We start from the raw sequence: 15,558 nt of genomic DNA, 5'->3' as shown, positions 1-15,558 counted from the left end.
TTCATCGGAATTGTTTCAAAGAGAAGCAAACGGTGGAAGGGGACAAGATGAAACGGATACTGGCAGCCGCTACCGCATGTCTATTCCTGCAGTTTCATGTTGCTTCGGCGCAGGCCGGAACTGTTGTTGCCAAGATTGATCTTCGCTCACAGACGATGACCGTTTCCGAGGACGGCGTCCTCAAGTATCGTTGGAAAGTATCGACGGCGCGCAAGGGCTATGTGACGCCGACCGGTTCCTATACGGCGAAATGGCTGTCGCGCGATCATCGCTCCAAGAAATATGATGATGCGCCGATGCCCTACGCGGTATTTTTCAACGGCGGCTATGCGGTGCACGGCACCTATGAGCTGAAGCGCCTTGGCCGGCCGGCATCACATGGCTGCGTGCGTCTGGAGCCGCGAAACGCCGCAACCTTCTTTTCGATGACATCGGAAGCGGGGCTGAAGAACACCCGCATCGTCATCAGCGACTGATCGGTCCTTGTCCCGGCAAATTTGCCGGGCATTGCGGTCAGGCCGCAATGCTGCCGCATCCTTCTCGCATGCCGGGCGCATCCAGGCGCCTGAGGCATCTTTGCTGTTTACGCAACAGTGCTCCGCCAAATTGCCGGGGTTTCTGGTGGAAACCATTGGCTTTTGGAATGGATTTCCCTATGAGGGGGATTGAATTATTATTTCATGAGGTATGGGCGTGACTGCTACATTCGACAAAGTTGCCGACATCATCGCTGAGACAAGCGAAATCGATCGTGAAACGATCACCCCGGAGAGCCATACGATCGACGATCTCGGCATCGATAGCCTGGATTTCCTCGACATCGTCTTCGCTATCGACAAGGAATTCGGCATCAAGATTCCGCTGGAACAGTGGACGCAGGAAGTCAACGACGGCAAGGCTTCGACCGAGGAATATTTCGTCCTCAAGAATCTCTGTGCCAAGATCGACGAATTGCGCGCCGCCAAGGGCTGAGCAACGTCTTTGCATTTTTGCCGCCCAGCCGCTCCTGACTATAGCGGCCGGGCGGTTTCATTCTTAACTATCGTATCCTGCCCGGACCATCAGAGGTCAGCGGGGCAGGATCGGAGGCGTTGATGCTGCTGGAATATTTCCAGATGATCGATCGGGTCGTGTCCATCGATCTGTCCAAGGGCCTGTTGAAGGCGCATTCGGTCGTGCCGGCCAAGAGCCCTGTTTTCGAAGGTCATTTTCCTGGCATGCCGCTCGTTCCCGGCGTTCTCCTGATCGAAACCATGGCGCAGGCGTCCGGCATGCTGGTGCTGGCGGCAACCAACTTCGCCTCCATGCCGTTCCTGATGTCGGTCGATGGCGCCAAGATGCGGACCTTCGTCGAGCCCGAGGCAGAACTCGACATCGAGGCGGAACTGGAGCATGACGGCTCGGGCTTTGCGGTGACGAAGGCGCGGATCACCATTGCCGGCAAGAAGATCTGCGATGCGCAGTTGAAGCTGCGCACCATGCCGTTTAATGAGGTGCCGCTCGCCGATATCGTGCGCAAGCGGGCAGGCGAGGTCGGGCTTTTCGACGCCATCGCCGCCAATGGCTGAAGCTTCCGGCTTGCATGGCGCCGCATTCTTAGAGGATTGATGAATGAGCAAGGCTCAGAATGATGTGGTGATCACGGGTGTCGGCATCGTCACTTGTCAGGGTGTCGGCAAGGAAGCGCATGTCGCCCTGCTGACCGCGGACAAGACGCCGACGACCATCGTCGAAACCGAGAAATTCAAACCCTATCCCGTGCATCCGCTGCCGGAGATCGACTGGTCGCAGCAGATCCAGAAGCGCGGCGATCAGCGGCAGATGGAGAACTGGCAGCGCATCGGCGTCTTCACCGCCGGCCTGGCGCTGGACGATGCCGGCTTGAAGGACGATCTCGAGGCGTGCGGCAGCATGGACATGATTGTTGCGGCCGGCGGCGGTGAGCGCGACCTCAATGTCGATACGCTGATCGTCGATGAGGGCCTGAAGCGCAATGACCGCGAGCTGCTGCTGAACGAGAAGCTGACGACCGAACTGCGGCCGACGCTGTTCCTGGCGCAGCTCTCCAATCTATTGGCCGGCAATATTTCGATCGTTCATAAGGTGACGGGCTCGTCGCGCACCTTCATGGGCGAGGAGGCCGCCGGCATCTCGGCCGTCGAGACAGCTTTCCATCGCATCAAGTCGGGCGAATCGAGCCATGCATTGGTCGGTGGTGCGTTTTCTGCCGAGCGGCAGGACATGATGCTGCTGTTCGAATCGGTGAACGCCCATGCGATCGGCGACTGGCATCCGCTCTGGTCCCGCAAGCCGGAAAACGGCGGCGGTATGATCATGGGTTCGCTTGGTGCATTCCTCGTGCTTGAATCCCGCGCCCATGCCGAAGCGCGGGGCGCGCGCATCTATGCGACGCTCGACGCGATCGAAGGCGATCGCGGCAGTCGCGACGGTGGCAAGTTCGAGGCGCGTCTGGAGCGCCTGCTCGCACCCGCCAAGGACGCGCAGGGTGACGACACGGTCGTCTTCTGCGGCACGACAGCGATTGCCGATCTTGCAACGCGCGAAAAGACCGTGCTGGAGGCGCAGCTGCCTGCCTCTGCCATTCGCGGCTATGCCGGAGTTTCCGGCCACGGGCTCGAAAGCCAGTTTCCGCTCGGGATCGCCTTTGCGGCGCTGGCCATCGCCAACAAGGCCAAGGTGCCGGCTTTCGACGCCGCACACGAGAAGCCGATGAAGACCGGAGCGACGAAGGCCGTCGTGACGACCGTTGGCCACGCGCGCGGCGAAGGCATCGCCGTCCTGTCCGCCGAAGCGTGAGGAGTTAGGATCATGACCGCATCCGCCTATAAGGATCATCTCGGCCGCCCCATCGTCGCTGTTACCGGCATGGGCATCATTACTTCGCTCGGCCAGGGATTGCAGGACAATTGGAACGCGCTTTCCTCCGGCACGTCGGGCATTCACGGCATCACCCGCTTTCCGACCGATGGGCTTTCGACGCGCATTGCCGGCACGGTGGATTTCATCGATATTCCGGCGCCGAACGCTGTCGAGCGCTCTTATGCGTTTGCTCGCGAAACGACGATCGAGGCACTTGCGCAGGCCGGGCTTTCCGGTGATTTCAACGCACCGCTCTTCCTGGCCGCGCCGCCGATCGAGCCGGAATGGAGTGCGCGTTTCGCCCTTGCCGACCGCTCGCCTCCGGCCGATCATCCGGGCGATGCCTATGATCGCTTCCTTGCTGCGATGCGTCGGCGTCCCGATCCGGCTTTCCACGAGGCGGCGCTGTTCGGCGCCATCTCGGAGCGCCTTGCCGATCGTTTCGGCACGCGCGGCCTGCCGGTGACCCTGTCCACGGCCTGTGCATCGGGCGTCACTGCGATCCAGCTCGGTATCGAGGCGATCCGCCAGGGCCGTACGACGCGGGCACTGACGGTCGCGACTGATGGGTCGCTCAGCGCGGAAGCGCTGATCCGCTTCTCTCTGCTGTCGGCTCTTTCGACGCAGAACGATCCGCCGACCAAGGCATCCAAGCCCTTCAGCAAGGACCGCGACGGCTTTGTCATTGCCGAGGGTGCGGCGACACTGGTGCTGGAATCGCTGGAATCGGCGGTTGCCCGTGGCGCGAAGATCCTCGGCATCATGAAGGGCGCCGGCGACAAGGCCGATTCCTTCCATCGCACCCGCTCGTCGCCTGACGGCGGCCCGGCGATCGCGACGATCCGCGCAGCCCTTGCCGATGCCGGCATGGCCGAGACGGATATCGGCTATATCAATGCCCATGGCACATCGACGCCGGAAAACGACAAGATGGAATATGGCGCCATGTCGGCCGTCTTCGGCGAACGGTTGCCGACCATCCCGGTTTCGTCGAACAAGTCGATGATCGGCCATACGCTGACGGCGGCCGGTGCGGTCGAGGCGGTATTCTCGCTGCAAACGATGCTGACCGGCACGCTGCCGCCCACCATCAACTACAACAACCCCGATCCGACGATCATCCTTGACGTCGTGCCGAACGAGAAGCGTGAAAAGCAGGTCAGCGCCATCCTTTCGAACTCCTTCGGGTTCGGCGGACAGAACGCCAGCCTTGTCATGGCGCTCGAACCGGCTTAATCGGACTTTTGAAGAACAAGACATAACTGCGCCCAAGGGGCGAGGGATTTTGCCATGCGTGCTTTGCAACTGATCGACGACCGCAAACTTGAGATCACCGATCTGCCGGAGCCGGAGGCTCCAGGCGCGGGCGAGGTGACCTTGCGCGTCAAGGCGGTCGCCCTCAACCATATCGACGTCTGGGGCTGGCGCGGCATGGCATTTGCCAAGCGCAAGATGCCACTGGTGATCGGTGCGGAAGCATCCGGTGTCGTCGAAGCGATCGGGCCGGGCGTTGCCAATGTGCTGCCGGGCCAGCTTGTGTCGATCTATGGCGCCCGTACGTGCGGCCTCTGCCGTCATTGCCGCGAAGGTCGCGATAATCTCTGCGAACATGTCGGCGGCGTGCATGGTTTCCATCTCGACGGCTTTGCACAGGAGAAGGTCAATCTGCCGGCGCGCCTGCTGGTTCCGGCTCCTCCCGGTGTCGATGCGATCGGCGCGGCGCTGGCGCCCGTTACCTTCGGTACGGTTGAGCACATGCTGTTCGACAATGCCAAGCTGGAGCCAGGCGAGACGATCCTCGTACATGCCGGCGGCTCGGGCATCGGCACGGCGGCGATCCAGCTTGCCAAGAAGATCGGCTGCACCGTCATCACCACCGTCGGTTCCGACGACAAGATCGAAAAGGCCAAGGCGCTGGGCGCCGATCACGTTATCAACTACCGCACCGATCGCTTCGAGGGCGTGGTGCGCAAGCTGACCAAGAAGAAGGGCGTCGACGTCGTCTTCGAACATGTCGGCAAGGACACCTGGGCCGGCTCCATGCTCTGCATGAAGCGTGGCGGTCGTCTCGTCACCTGCGGCTCGACCTCGGGCGTATCCACCGAGATGAACCTGATGATGCTGTTCCAGCAGCAGCTGAAGCTGCTTGGTTCCTTCGGCTGCCGCATGGAGAACATGGCGAACGCCATGCAGAAGATGGCGCGCGGGCTGGTGCATCCGGTGATCGACACCGAAGTGAGCTTCAGCGATATCGACCGTGCGCTGGAGCGGATGGAATCGCGTCAGATCTTCGGCAAGATCATCCTCAAGATGGATTGACCGGCGTGAAGCTCGTCATTACCCGGATCGTCATTGCGCTCAGAAACTTCCAACAGTGGCTGGTGGCGCAGGTCATCTTCGGGTTCCTGAACTTCCTGAAGCTCTTTCCGGCCGATGGCGGCATCAATTTTGCCGACTGGCTGACGCGGAAAATCGGGCCGCGTATGCGCCGTCACCAGCTGATGCTGACCAATCTGCGCAATGCTTTTCCCGAGAAGAGCGAGACGGAGATCGGGGAAATCGCGCTGGCGAGCTGGGGCAATATGGGGCGGTTGGCGGCGGAATATGTTTTCCTCGACCGGTTGTTCGATTTTGATCCGTCTCGCGACGAGCCGGGCCGCATCGAAGTGTCGGGCATTCCGATCTTTCTCGACCTGCGGGAGAACCCGCGGCCATTCATCGTCTTTACCGGGCATACGAGCAACTTCGAGTTGTTACCGGTAGCCGGCGCGGCCTTCGGACTGAAGGTCACCGTGCTCTTTCGCCCCCCCAATAATCCGTATGTGGCACAGAAAGTCTTTGATTTTCGTGCCAAGCGTATGGGCAGTCTCGTGCCTTCGCATGCCGGATCGTCCTTCACGCTAGCCCGGCAATTGGAAAACGGCGGCGGGGTCGGCGTGCTGGTCGACCAGAAATTCCGCAAGGGGCTGAAGACCCGGTTTTTCGGTCGCGATGTCAAGACCAATCCGCTGTTGCCGAAGCTGGTGCGGCAGTTCAATTGCGAGGTCTATCCGGCCAGATGCATACGTTTGCCGGGCAATCGCTATCGTTTGGAGATCGAACCGAGGCTGGAAATGCCTCGCGACGAGCGCGGAAACCTGGATTTGCCGGCTACCGCGCAACTGCTGAACGACAAGGTCGAAAGCTGGGTGAGGGAGTATCCCGAACAGTGGCTTTGGTACCACGATCGCTGGAATATCAAGAAGACTGTTTTCTAAAATATTACCGAAACAGAGTGGTTTGTGTCAAAATGAGCCAGTTTTAACCCCAATAGGTCGCATACTTGACCTTGGGTAAGCCCTTGCTTTCGAAAAATTCGCCTTTTCCGAGAACTTCCATTCATCACAGGATTGAACGTGAGGGTAAGTCATGTTATTTCAATTTACAGAAAGTTTGGTGAGATTGCGGACACCAAGCTGAAAATCCTTGGTCATGATAGCGTCGGGAATGAGGCCCGATAGTTGTTTATGGGCAAGGGCAGGAGGGCAATTTGCTGGCACTCTTTCATGCCTTCTCCACGAAATGTGCCCAGATTCAACGTGCGATCAAGCTGGGTGATGACGAACTGGTTAGTTCTCTAGATCGCGAATTGGAACCGCTGATAGCGGCTATTATGGCCTACAAGGCCAACAGTCTTCTTGAAATGTACATGCAACTCCAATTCATGAGCAATCTCATTCGCGAAGAATCGGATGACCGTTCGCGCGTGTTGCGTAATTCTGCGACGTTATCGTTGCTGATCGATCGCTATTTTGGCGGCGCCAGCGATGCGGCGGCGGATGTGTTGCTGGCATTCTCTGCGGAAAGAGACGAGCACGAGAGCGAGGCCTCAGGTTTCGACGAGGACAACGTTCTGAATGACGTCATTCTCGACAGCCTGCCGGATCGGGTCGCCGTGATCACGCGCGATTACCGTTATCTCTATAGCAACGCAGCCAATTCCGAATTCCTGAAGTCGAAGCCGATCGAACTGGTGGGGCGGCATCTTGCCGAGTTCATCGGCTCCGAGTGCTTCGAGAGCAGCTTCAGGAGCAAGCTCGATGCCTGCTTTGTCGGCGAGACGGTCGATTGCCTCTTTCCGGCCCAGCATCCGACGGATGCCGGCAAGACCTTGCATTGCCGCATGACGCCGCTGCGGGCCACCAAGCCCAGAGGCGAAGTGATCGGTGCGCTGCTGGTCGTGCATGAAGTCAGTGTCGTTCCAGCCAGCATGCTGGTGGCCTAATCACGCCGTTTCAGGCGCCGAACAACAAACGTTCGAGCGTGCCCGCAAGTCTGCGGGCCGCCTGTTTGTTACTGTTTTTCTCTTCCTGACCGAAAGCCGCTGAAGCGGCTTTCGGTATTGTTGTTGGTTTTTTCTCGCTGTCTTCCGCTTCGCATTCGAAGCAGAAGCACCGGAAACTGATGGCTTTCGGTTCGCTCATGCGGCTGATTTGCTCCAACTCGCAAATGGGTCCGGCAGTTTCCTCCAGTGCTCGGGCGCGAATGTCTCCGATTCAATGAGACAGGCATCCAGTTCAGCGGTGATCTTCTGTTGATCCATCGGATCGGCGCCGATGAAGACCAGTTCCTGGCGGCGATCGCCCCAGGTCGGGTCGAGGTAGGGGCCGATAGCGCGCTTGAAGGCGGGATCAGTCGGCCATTGCTCCTGCGGGACGGCCGCCCACCAGAGGCCCATCTTGGAGGTACGCACCAGCGCACCCGCCTGGCTCATCTCGCCGACATAATGCGGGCGGGTCGCGAGCCAGAAGAAGCCCTTGGCGCGCACGACACCCGGCCACGAACGATTGAGAAACTCCTGAAATCTCATGGGATAGAACGGCTTCTTCGCGCGATAGACGAAGGAGCGGATGCCGTATTCCTCCGTCTCCGGAACATGATCCTTGAAGCCGTGCAACTCCTTGTACCAGAGCGGATGCGTCTCGGCGCGGTCGATGTCGAAGCGGCCTGTGCCGAGCACCTCTGCCGGTTCCACCTTGCCGAAATCGGTCTCGATCAGGCGTGCGTCGGGGTTGAGGCCAACGATGATCTTGCGGGCGGCGTCCTGCTGCTCAGGGCTTGCCGCGCCGATTTTGTTGAGGATGACGACATCGGCGAATTCGATCTGCTCGACGAGGAGATCGACGATGGTCCTGTTGTCGCCATCGCCGGCGGTTGCGCCGCGATCGGCGAGAAAGTCGGTAGAACCGTAATCGGCCAGCAGGTTGGCGGCGTCGACGACGGTGACCATGGTATCGAGCCTGGCGACATCGGAAAGGCTGTTGCCGTCTTCGTCACGAAACTCGAAGGTTGTGGCGACGGGCAGGGGCTCGGCGATCCCGGTCGATTCGATCAGCAGATAGTCGAAGCGATCCTGGGCTGCGAGCTGGCGTACCTCTTTCAGCAAGTCGTCACGCAGCGTGCAGCAGATGCAGCCATTGGTCATTTCGACGAGTTGCTCTTCGGTTCTCGAGAGATTGGCGCCGCCGTCGCGCACCAGCGCGGCATCGATGTTCACTTCGCTCATGTCGTTGACGATGACGGCGACTCGCAGGCCCTGGCGGTTGTTGAGGATATGATTGAGCAGCGTCGTCTTGCCGGCGCCGAGAAAGCCGGAGAGGACGGTGACCGGGAGTTTCTTGTTCATGGCAACCTCGTTTGTAATGTAATATCATTACGTTTGTGGACTTGAAAAAAGCGAGCAGATGGCTCGCTCTCTTCGGCGATAGGATGCCTGTCTCAGGAGAGGCAGGTTTTCAAGGAGTTGGCGATGCCGCGCATCAGGTCGAAATAGAGATCCGGGCCTTGCGGTAGGGTTGCCGCTTCCGGGTCAAGCACGCCGGATTTCGCGGATGTACCCTCAAGGACGACGTTGACCAGCTTCGGCTCGAATTGCGGCTCGGCGAAGACGCAGGTGGCGCCGAGTTCGGCGACCTTGCCATGAATTTCCGATATGCGCTGCGCGCCGGGAATGCTCTCCGGGCTGACCGTGATCGAGCCCGCGACGCGCACGCCATAGCGGCGCTCGAAATACTGATAGGCATCATGGAAGACGATGAAGGGCTTGCTCTTCACCGGGGCGAGGGTGGCGGTGATTTCCGCGTCGAGCGCGTCCAGCCTGTCGTCCAGCGCCTTCTGATTGGCCTCATAGGTCAGCGCGTTGGCGGGGTCGGCGGCGACCAATGTGGTGGTGATTTCGGCGGTCATCGCCTTGGCATTGTGCGGATCGAGCCAGAGATGCGTGTCGAACTCCGCATGATCGTGATCATGATCCGTGGGCTCGTCGCCATCGTCATCCGCTTCGAAAGCACCGCCCTCACGGAATTTCAGCTTGGTGATGCCAGGCGCCTTGTCGAGTTCGACCACGAGGGCGTTGGAGCCGAGCGCCGAAAGCGGCTTTTCCAGGAAGGCTTCCATGCCGGGACCGACCCAGAAGATCACCTTGGCGGCTTCCAGCGCCTTCGCGTTCGAGGGCTTCAGCGCATAGGTATGCGGCGAGGCGGCGCCGTCGACGATTAGCTCTGGCGTGCTGACTCCGTCCATGATTGCGGCCACGAGGGAGTGGATGGGCTTGATCGACACCACCACCTCCGGCGCATCGGCGGCGATTGCGGCGCTGGCGAAAAATCCGGAGAGCAGGAGAGGGAGGATAGTCTTTATCATAGTCCTGCGCGATCGCCCTTGAATGGGTCTGTTATGTTATTACATCAATTGCGTTATGCTATAACGTGTGCGATAGCAAGGCGCAACAGCGCAAGTGGAAATTTCATGCTTTCTTCCGTGGACAATCAGAGACGGCCGCTGGTGTCGCTCCATGATGTCGGCGTCCGCCGTGGTGGCCGCTGGCTGGTGCGCGGCGTCGATTTTTCGGTGAGCCGCGGCGAGATCGTGACGCTGATCGGCCCAAACGGTTCCGGCAAATCTACCAGCGCCAAGACGGCGATCGGCGTGCTGAAGCCGGATGAAGGCAGCGTCGAGCGTATCGCCGGCCTCAAGGTTGGTTACGTTCCGCAGAAGCTTGCAATCGACTGGACACTACCGTTGAGCGTCCACCGCCTGATGACCTTGACCGGTCCTCTGCCCGAAACCGAACTGAGGGCAGCGCTGGAGGCTGTGGGGATCGCCCATCTCGCCAAGGCCGAGGTGCAGCATCTGTCCGGCGGCGAGTTCCAGCGGGCGCTGCTGGCGCGGGCTATCGCCCGCAAGCCGGATCTTTTGGTGTTGGACGAGCCGGTGCAAGGCGTGGATTTCAGCGGCGAGATCGCGCTTTACGATCTGATCAAGTCGATCCGCAATTCCGAAGGCTGCGGCATCCTGCTGATCTCTCATGACCTGCATGTGGTCATGGCCGAAACCGACACGGTTGTTTGCCTCAACGGTCATGTCTGCTGCCGCGGTACGCCGCAGGCGGTCAGCCAGAGCCCGGAATATGTCAGGCTGTTCGGCACGCGGGCAGCGCAATCGCTGGCGATCTACAGCCATCATCACGATCATACGCATCTGCCCGATGGCCGGGTGCAGCATGCCGACGGCACAATCACCGATCATTGCCACGCCGATGACGGCCATCACGACCATGATCATCATGATGATCACGAGCACCATGACCATGGGCATCACCACGCCGAGGGAGAGCGCCATGTTTGACGACTTCTTCCTGCGCGCGGTCGTCGCCGGCGTCGGTCTTGCTTTGACCACCGGACCGCTCGGCTGCTTCATCATCTGGCGGCGCATGGCCTATTTCGGCGATACGATTTCGCATTCGGCGCTGCTTGGTGTGGCGCTGTCGTTGCTGTTTCAGCTCAATCTGACACTCTCCGTCTTTGCGGTCGCGGCCACCGTCTCGATCCTGCTGCTCTTCCTGCAGCGCCGGCAGGCACTGTCGGCGGATGCTTTGCTCGGCATCCTGTCGCATGCGACGCTGGCGATCGGCCTCGTCATCGTGGCTTTCATGAGCTGGGTAAGGATCGATCTCATCGCCTTCCTGTTTGGCGACATTCTCGCCGTCAGCCGCTCGGATATCGCGATGATCTGGGGCGGCGGTCTCTTCGTCTTGGCGGCAATCGCCTGGCTCTGGCGGCCGCTGCTTGCCTCCACCGTCAATCCGGAACTGGCCGAGGCCGAGGGCTTGCGGCCGGAGCGGGCCAAGCTGTTCTTCATGCTGCTGATGGCCGTCGTCATTGCCATCGCCATGAAGATCGTCGGCATCCTGCTGATCACCGCGCTGCTGATCATTCCCGCCGCCACCGCGCGCCGTTTTGCCGCGACGCCGGAGATGATGGCAGTTCTCGCCTCGCTCGTCGGTGCGGTTGCCGTCGTTGGTGGCTTGTTCGGCTCGCTGCGCTACGACACGCCGTCCGGCCCGTCGATCGTGGTCGCGGCGCTCATCCTATTTATCTTCAGTCTGTTGCCCCTTGTTCGCAGGGGTAGCGCGCCGGCGGCGCAACAAGGAGGACAGGAATCATGACCACTCCGATGCTCACGAAGAACCAGACGCTTGTCTTCGATGTCCTGACCAAGGCGGAAGGTCCGCTCAGCGCCTACACCATCCTCGACAAGCTGCGCGACAACGGCTTCCGCGCGCCGCTGCAGGTCTACCGGGCGTTGGACAAGCTGCTGGAATATGGCGTCGTGCATCGGCTGGAGAGCATCAACTCCTTCGTTGCCTGCGCCCATCCGCATGAAAATTGCCACAGCCACGGCCTGGTCGCTTTCGCCATCTGCGAGAGCTGCGGGCAGGTGACCGAATTCCACGACCATGAAGTGGATCACCGGCTGATGGGCTGGCTGAAATCGCAGAAATTCAAGGCCGAGAAATCGACCATCGAAATCCGCGGCCATTGCGCGAGCTGCGCGGCTTAAGTCTCTGGACGGCGTTTTATCCCAGAACCGAATACACTTTTGGGAACGCCGTCTAATCCAGTCTCTTGAGATCCCGCGCAAAACGCTGCCAGTTGGCGACATAGTTGCGCGCCGAGCGGCGCAGGCCTTCGATGGCGGCTTCGTCCAGCACGCGGATCGCCTTGGCTGGCGCCCCGACGATCAGCGAGCCATCCGGAAATTCCTTGCCTTCGGTCACCAGCGCATTGGCACCGACCAGGCAGTTGTTGCCGATCTTCGCACCGTTCAGCACCGTGGCGCCCATGCCGATCAGCGAATTGTCGCCGATGGTGCAACCGTGGATGATGGCGTGGTGGCCGATGGTGCAGCCTTCGCCGATGGTGACGGGAAAGCGGGGATCGGTATGCACCATCGCGCCTTCCTGGATGTTCGTGCCCTTGCCGACGACGATCGGCTCGTTGTCGCCGCGCAGCACCGCGCCGAACCAGATGCCGACATTTTCGCTAAGCTCGACCTTGCCGATGACCGTGGCGTCCGGCGCGATCCAGTAGAGGCCGGGTTCGGGCGTCTTCGGCACCAGGCCGGAAAGGGCGTAGAGCGGCATTGGGTTCTCCTTGCGATCAAACCACGTTCAGCACCAGCGTTGCCACGCCGTCGACGGCGCAGGTGATCCGGTCGCCGCGTGCAACGGGGCCGACGCCGGCGGGCGTGCCGGTCAGGATGACGTCGCCGGGCGCCAGCGTGAAGAGCTTCGACAGTTCGGCAATGATCTCCGGCACTTTCCAGATCATCTGCTGGAGGTCGCCGCGCTGTGCAGCCTCGCCGTTGCGCATCAGCCAGATGCCGCCCTTATCGGGATGGCCGACCTGGGTTGCCGGCACCAGCGCCGAGACCGGCGCGGAGTGTTCGAAGGCCTTGCCGATTTCCCAGGGGCGGCCGAGCTTCTTGGCCTCGCCCTGCAGATCGCGCCGGGTGAAATCGATGCCGACGCCATAGCCGTAGATGCAGTCCAATGCGCGCTCGGCCGGAATGTCGGCGCCGCCGCTTCTGAGCGCAATCACCAGCTCGACCTCGTGATGCACATCGGAGGACAGCGGCGGATAGGGGAAATCCCCCGACACCAGCAGATTGTCCGGGTTCTTCTGGAAGAAGAAGGGCGGCTCGCGGCTGGGATCATGACCCATCTCGATCGCATGGTCGGCATAGTTGCGGCCGACGCAATAGACGCGGCGCACGGGAAAGAAGGCGGCTTCGCCCTCGATCGGCAGCAACACGGGCGCGGGCAGGGGAATGACGGTGGCGGGGGTTTCTGTCATGGCTACTCTTCAAATGTTCAATCTGTCTCTGGAAGACTTGCGGCCCTCCGACTCCGTTTGTCAGCCTAGCATCATTGTTGCCGCCGGGAAAACTGGCCTTCAGCAAGGTTTTGGTGTAGAGCGCGGATAGAAAGGTTTCCCATGTACGCTGACGCCCTGAAGAACGGCCGCAAGATTTTCGCGGTCGCCCCGATGATCGACTGGACTGACCGCCATTGCAGGTATCTGCACCGGCAGATCAGCCGCAACGCTCTGCTTTACACCGAAATGGTGGTGGCGGATGCGATCATCCATGGGCCGCGCGACCGGCTGCTGGGGCATGATGTCAGCGAGCATCCTGTTGCGTTGCAACTTGGCAGCTCGGATCCGGCCAAGCTCGCGACAGCCTTGCAAATTGCCGAAGCTTACAATTACGACGAGATCAATCTCAATGTCGGCTGTCCGTCGGATCGCGTGCAGTCTGGCACCTTCGGCGCCTGCCTGATGCTGACGCCGGAGACGGTGGCGGATTGTATCGCGGCGATGAAGGCGGTGTCCAAGGCGCCGGTGACGGTGAAATGCCGGATCGGCGTCGATGAGCAGGAGCCGGAACAGGCGCTGCCGGAGCTGATCACCCGCGTGCTCGATGCGGGCGCCGATGCCATCTGGATCCACGCCCGCAAGGCCTGGCTGAAGGGCCTGTCGCCGAAGGAGAATCGCGAGATCCCGCCGCTGGACTACGACATCGTCTACCGGATGAAGCAGCGCTGGCCCGATGTCTTCATCGGCATCAACGGCGGCATCCAGACGCTGGATCAGGCGGAGGCGCATCTCGCCCATGTCGACGGCGTCATGCTCGGCCGCGCCGCCTATCAGAACGCCGCCATCCTTGCCGATGTCGACCATCGCTTCTTTGGCGAAGCGGCCGTCGAGCCCGACTGGAACGACCTGCGCGACCGGATGATGGCCTATACCGAGCGGCACATCGCCAATGGCGGCCGCGTGCACCACGTCGCCCGCCACATGGTCGGCCTCTTCACCGGTCTGCCGGGCTCGCGGCGCTACCGCCAGATCCTGTCGACCGACGCCAACAAGCCCGGAGCAGGGCCGGAGGTGATCGCGGCGGCGTTTGCGGCGGTGGATTTTGGCGGGGATGCGGAGCGGGCGAGCGCTTGAGGGGCTGGTGATTCCCAAGCCGCCCTCGTGGTTCGAGACGGCCCTATGGGCCTCCTCACCATGAAGGCTAGTCGACAGGTGCTCACAGGAGCAGTTTCGTGTTTAAAGATCACCTCACACTCCGTCATCCTCGGGCTTGACCCGAGGATCCGCGCCCAAGCACGTTGGTGCGCCTGAACCCGATGAGAGTGCTGGTTCCGCTTGGGGAGTGTTTCCTTCTTCTCCAGAGGAGGCGGTGAGGCTTGTGCCTGGATCCTCGGGTCAAGCCCGAGGATGACGGAATGTTGGGATATTCCGGGGCAGACGACGGACCTGCGTTAAGGGACGTAGGCCAAGCCTGCTTCAGGGCGAGGCTACCACATCCCCACAAACGCGAAACGGCGCGGTTTGCACCGCGCCGTTCGAAACTTTATCCGGATATCAACCTAAGACTTAGGAAGCCTGGATGTTGACAGCCTTCGGGCCTTTGCCCATGCGATCCGGCTCGGTGTCGAAGGTGACCTGCTGGCCTTCGCGCAGCGACTGGATGCCGGAAGCCTGGAGAGCGGAGATATGGACGAATACATCCTTAGCGCCGCCATCAGGAGTGATGAAACCAAAACCCTTGTCCTGGTTGAAGAATTTTACGATGCCCTTGGTGGCCATTGGGATAGTCCTTTTCCCTACAGTCTGAATATCTGTCCGGGGAAACTCCCGGACGGCTTTGCCCCCGCGAAATGCGAAAGCCAGTCGAGAAGTTCACGAACGGGGAAAGAACGTCTACGCAGAGGTTAACCCCCTGAGGCTGCCTCGCGCAGTCGGCATTGCCAAATCAGTCCAGTCACCGGCATGCAAATGCCCGAGCACACTATCGGTGACAGGATTTGCGACAAAAGGCAAGGGGGAATATTAGGGCGGAGCCAAGAAAGAGGAGGGATTGGAGGGGGATTTCAAGGGGTTGGAAAGGAGAGGGTGCTCATGGTGAGCGGTGTCGTTGTTTTGTTTTGGGATTGCGGTTCACCAATAGGGGAGAGAAGAACATCTATGGCGTATCGCTGGTGATAGTACGTTTTCTGTAAGTTATTTGAAAAATTAAGGACGTGGCCTTGAGTAATTTCTGCTAGTTCTACAGCAAGATCTGAATTTGTATGGAGAAAATTGAATGGCCACCTTCATCTCGATGTAGAGGTGCGCCCTAACAATTATCGATGCAGCGTAGAATAGTCATAATTTTATTCAGGCATGAATATTGAAAAACCTCTATAGAGAGGTAACAGGTACACACTGGATAGATTGACTTATTTCCTCCAGAAAGGCTTTTGAACTGTGGGTAACTTCTGACGCGTGTAAGAAGTTGTTTGAATTGAGC

18 protein-coding genes are annotated in these 15,558 nt (G+C 60.1%); 12 read left to right on the top strand and 6 right to left on the bottom strand.

Annotated features, from left to right (window positions below; genetic code table 11):
• The first annotated feature begins 47 nt into the window (after positions 1 to 47).
• The 8 genes from AC1RO0_RS02760 (at position 48) to AC1RO0_RS02725 (ending at position 7,144) form a co-directional block, all read left to right on the top strand.
• Positions 48 to 476, top strand: a complete 429-nt coding sequence (locus tag AC1RO0_RS02760; protein WP_498591429.1) for a L,D-transpeptidase — start codon at positions 48 to 50, stop codon at positions 474 to 476.
• Between the two features lie 211 nt (positions 477 to 687).
• A complete protein-coding gene (locus AC1RO0_RS02755) occupies positions 688 to 972 on the top strand; it encodes an acyl carrier protein (RefSeq protein WP_012651689.1) in 285 nt (94 codons plus the stop codon).
• A gap of 122 nt (positions 973 to 1,094) precedes the next feature.
• Positions 1,095 to 1,568 (top strand): 3-hydroxyacyl-ACP dehydratase FabZ family protein, encoded by a 474-nt coding sequence (locus AC1RO0_RS02750; protein ID WP_153365373.1) that lies wholly within the window; start codon positions 1,095 to 1,097, stop codon positions 1,566 to 1,568.
• A 43-nt stretch (positions 1,569 to 1,611) separates the two neighbouring features.
• Positions 1,612 to 2,817: a beta-ketoacyl-ACP synthase gene (locus tag AC1RO0_RS02745; RefSeq protein WP_498591428.1), complete on the top strand. Its 1,206-nt coding sequence runs from the start codon at positions 1,612 to 1,614 to the stop codon at positions 2,815 to 2,817.
• Between the two features lie 12 nt (positions 2,818 to 2,829).
• A complete protein-coding gene (locus AC1RO0_RS02740) occupies positions 2,830 to 4,116 on the top strand; it encodes a beta-ketoacyl-ACP synthase (protein ID WP_498591427.1) in 1,287 nt (428 codons plus the stop codon).
• 54 nt (positions 4,117 to 4,170) lie between these two features.
• Positions 4,171 to 5,199: a zinc-binding dehydrogenase gene (locus AC1RO0_RS02735; protein ID WP_007696688.1), complete on the top strand. Its 1,029-nt coding sequence runs from the start codon at positions 4,171 to 4,173 to the stop codon at positions 5,197 to 5,199.
• A 5-nt stretch (positions 5,200 to 5,204) separates the two neighbouring features.
• Positions 5,205 to 6,137 (top strand): lipid A biosynthesis lauroyl acyltransferase, encoded by a 933-nt coding sequence (locus AC1RO0_RS02730; protein WP_498591426.1) that lies wholly within the window; start codon positions 5,205 to 5,207, stop codon positions 6,135 to 6,137.
• A 272-nt stretch (positions 6,138 to 6,409) separates the two neighbouring features.
• Positions 6,410 to 7,144 (top strand): PAS domain-containing protein, encoded by a 735-nt coding sequence (locus tag AC1RO0_RS02725; RefSeq protein WP_498591425.1) that lies wholly within the window; start codon positions 6,410 to 6,412, stop codon positions 7,142 to 7,144.
• Between the two features lie 10 nt (positions 7,145 to 7,154).
• Here the strand turns inward: AC1RO0_RS02725 and AC1RO0_RS02720 are convergent, their stop codons facing one another.
• The 3 genes from AC1RO0_RS02720 to AC1RO0_RS02710 all read right to left on the bottom strand — a co-directional run bounded on the left by AC1RO0_RS02720 (position 7,155) and on the right by AC1RO0_RS02710 (position 9,561).
• Positions 7,155 to 7,343, bottom strand: coding sequence for a hypothetical protein (locus AC1RO0_RS02720; RefSeq protein WP_498591424.1), 189 nt, complete (start codon positions 7,341 to 7,343; stop codon positions 7,155 to 7,157).
• A complete protein-coding gene (gene zigA, locus AC1RO0_RS02715) occupies positions 7,340 to 8,545 on the bottom strand; it encodes a zinc metallochaperone GTPase ZigA (RefSeq protein ID WP_498591423.1) in 1,206 nt (401 codons plus the stop codon). The genes AC1RO0_RS02720 and zigA overlap by 4 nt, the downstream gene beginning before the upstream one ends.
• Before the next feature lie 92 nt (positions 8,546 to 8,637).
• A complete protein-coding gene (locus AC1RO0_RS02710) occupies positions 8,638 to 9,561 on the bottom strand; it encodes a zinc ABC transporter substrate-binding protein (RefSeq protein WP_498591422.1) in 924 nt (307 codons plus the stop codon).
• A 105-nt stretch (positions 9,562 to 9,666) separates the two neighbouring features.
• Here AC1RO0_RS02710 and AC1RO0_RS02705 point away from each other — a divergent pair, with 105 nt between their 5' ends.
• Genes AC1RO0_RS02705 through AC1RO0_RS02695 form a run of 3 tightly spaced genes read left to right on the top strand, consistent with a single transcriptional unit; the run spans position 9,667 to position 11,760 of the window.
• Positions 9,667 to 10,545, top strand: a complete 879-nt coding sequence (locus AC1RO0_RS02705) for an ATP-binding cassette domain-containing protein (protein WP_498591421.1) — start codon at positions 9,667 to 9,669, stop codon at positions 10,543 to 10,545.
• Positions 10,538 to 11,365 carry a zinc ABC transporter permease subunit ZnuB gene (gene znuB / locus AC1RO0_RS02700; RefSeq protein ID WP_498591420.1) on the top strand — a complete coding sequence of 276 codons (828 nt, stop codon included), beginning with the start codon at positions 10,538 to 10,540 and terminating at the stop codon, positions 11,363 to 11,365. Before AC1RO0_RS02705 ends, znuB begins: the two co-directional genes overlap by 8 nt.
• A complete protein-coding gene (locus AC1RO0_RS02695; RefSeq protein WP_174051781.1) occupies positions 11,362 to 11,760 on the top strand; it encodes a Fur family transcriptional regulator in 399 nt (132 codons plus the stop codon). Before znuB ends, AC1RO0_RS02695 begins: the two co-directional genes overlap by 4 nt.
• A 52-nt stretch (positions 11,761 to 11,812) precedes the next feature.
• Here AC1RO0_RS02695 and AC1RO0_RS02690 read toward each other — a convergent pair whose 3' ends face one another.
• Together AC1RO0_RS02690 and AC1RO0_RS02685 are read right to left on the bottom strand one after the other, a co-directional pair.
• Positions 11,813 to 12,343, bottom strand: coding sequence for a gamma carbonic anhydrase family protein (locus AC1RO0_RS02690; protein WP_498591419.1), 531 nt, complete (start codon positions 12,341 to 12,343; stop codon positions 11,813 to 11,815).
• A gap of 16 nt (positions 12,344 to 12,359) precedes the next feature.
• Positions 12,360 to 13,055, bottom strand: coding sequence for a fumarylacetoacetate hydrolase family protein (locus AC1RO0_RS02685; protein ID WP_368509628.1), 696 nt, complete (start codon positions 13,053 to 13,055; stop codon positions 12,360 to 12,362).
• Between the two features lie 141 nt (positions 13,056 to 13,196).
• On the opposite strand from AC1RO0_RS02685, the gene dusA reads away from it, so the two are divergent.
• The gene (gene dusA / locus AC1RO0_RS02680) at positions 13,197 to 14,210 is read left to right on the top strand and encodes a tRNA dihydrouridine(20/20a) synthase DusA (RefSeq protein ID WP_498591418.1); all 1,014 of its coding nucleotides are present in this window, start codon (positions 13,197 to 13,199) and stop codon (positions 14,208 to 14,210) included.
• A 432-nt stretch (positions 14,211 to 14,642) separates the two neighbouring features.
• On the opposite strand, the gene AC1RO0_RS02675 is transcribed toward dusA, so the two are convergent.
• Positions 14,643 to 14,855, bottom strand: coding sequence for a cold-shock protein (locus tag AC1RO0_RS02675; protein WP_007696646.1), 213 nt, complete (start codon positions 14,853 to 14,855; stop codon positions 14,643 to 14,645).
• Positions 14,856 to 15,558 lie beyond the last annotated feature (703 nt).

Source organism: Rhizobium sp. GW821-FHT14E12, assembly GCF_058803745.1.
Note: the sequence above shows the minus strand (reverse complement) of the source record. Positions and strands in the feature narration are given on the sequence as shown.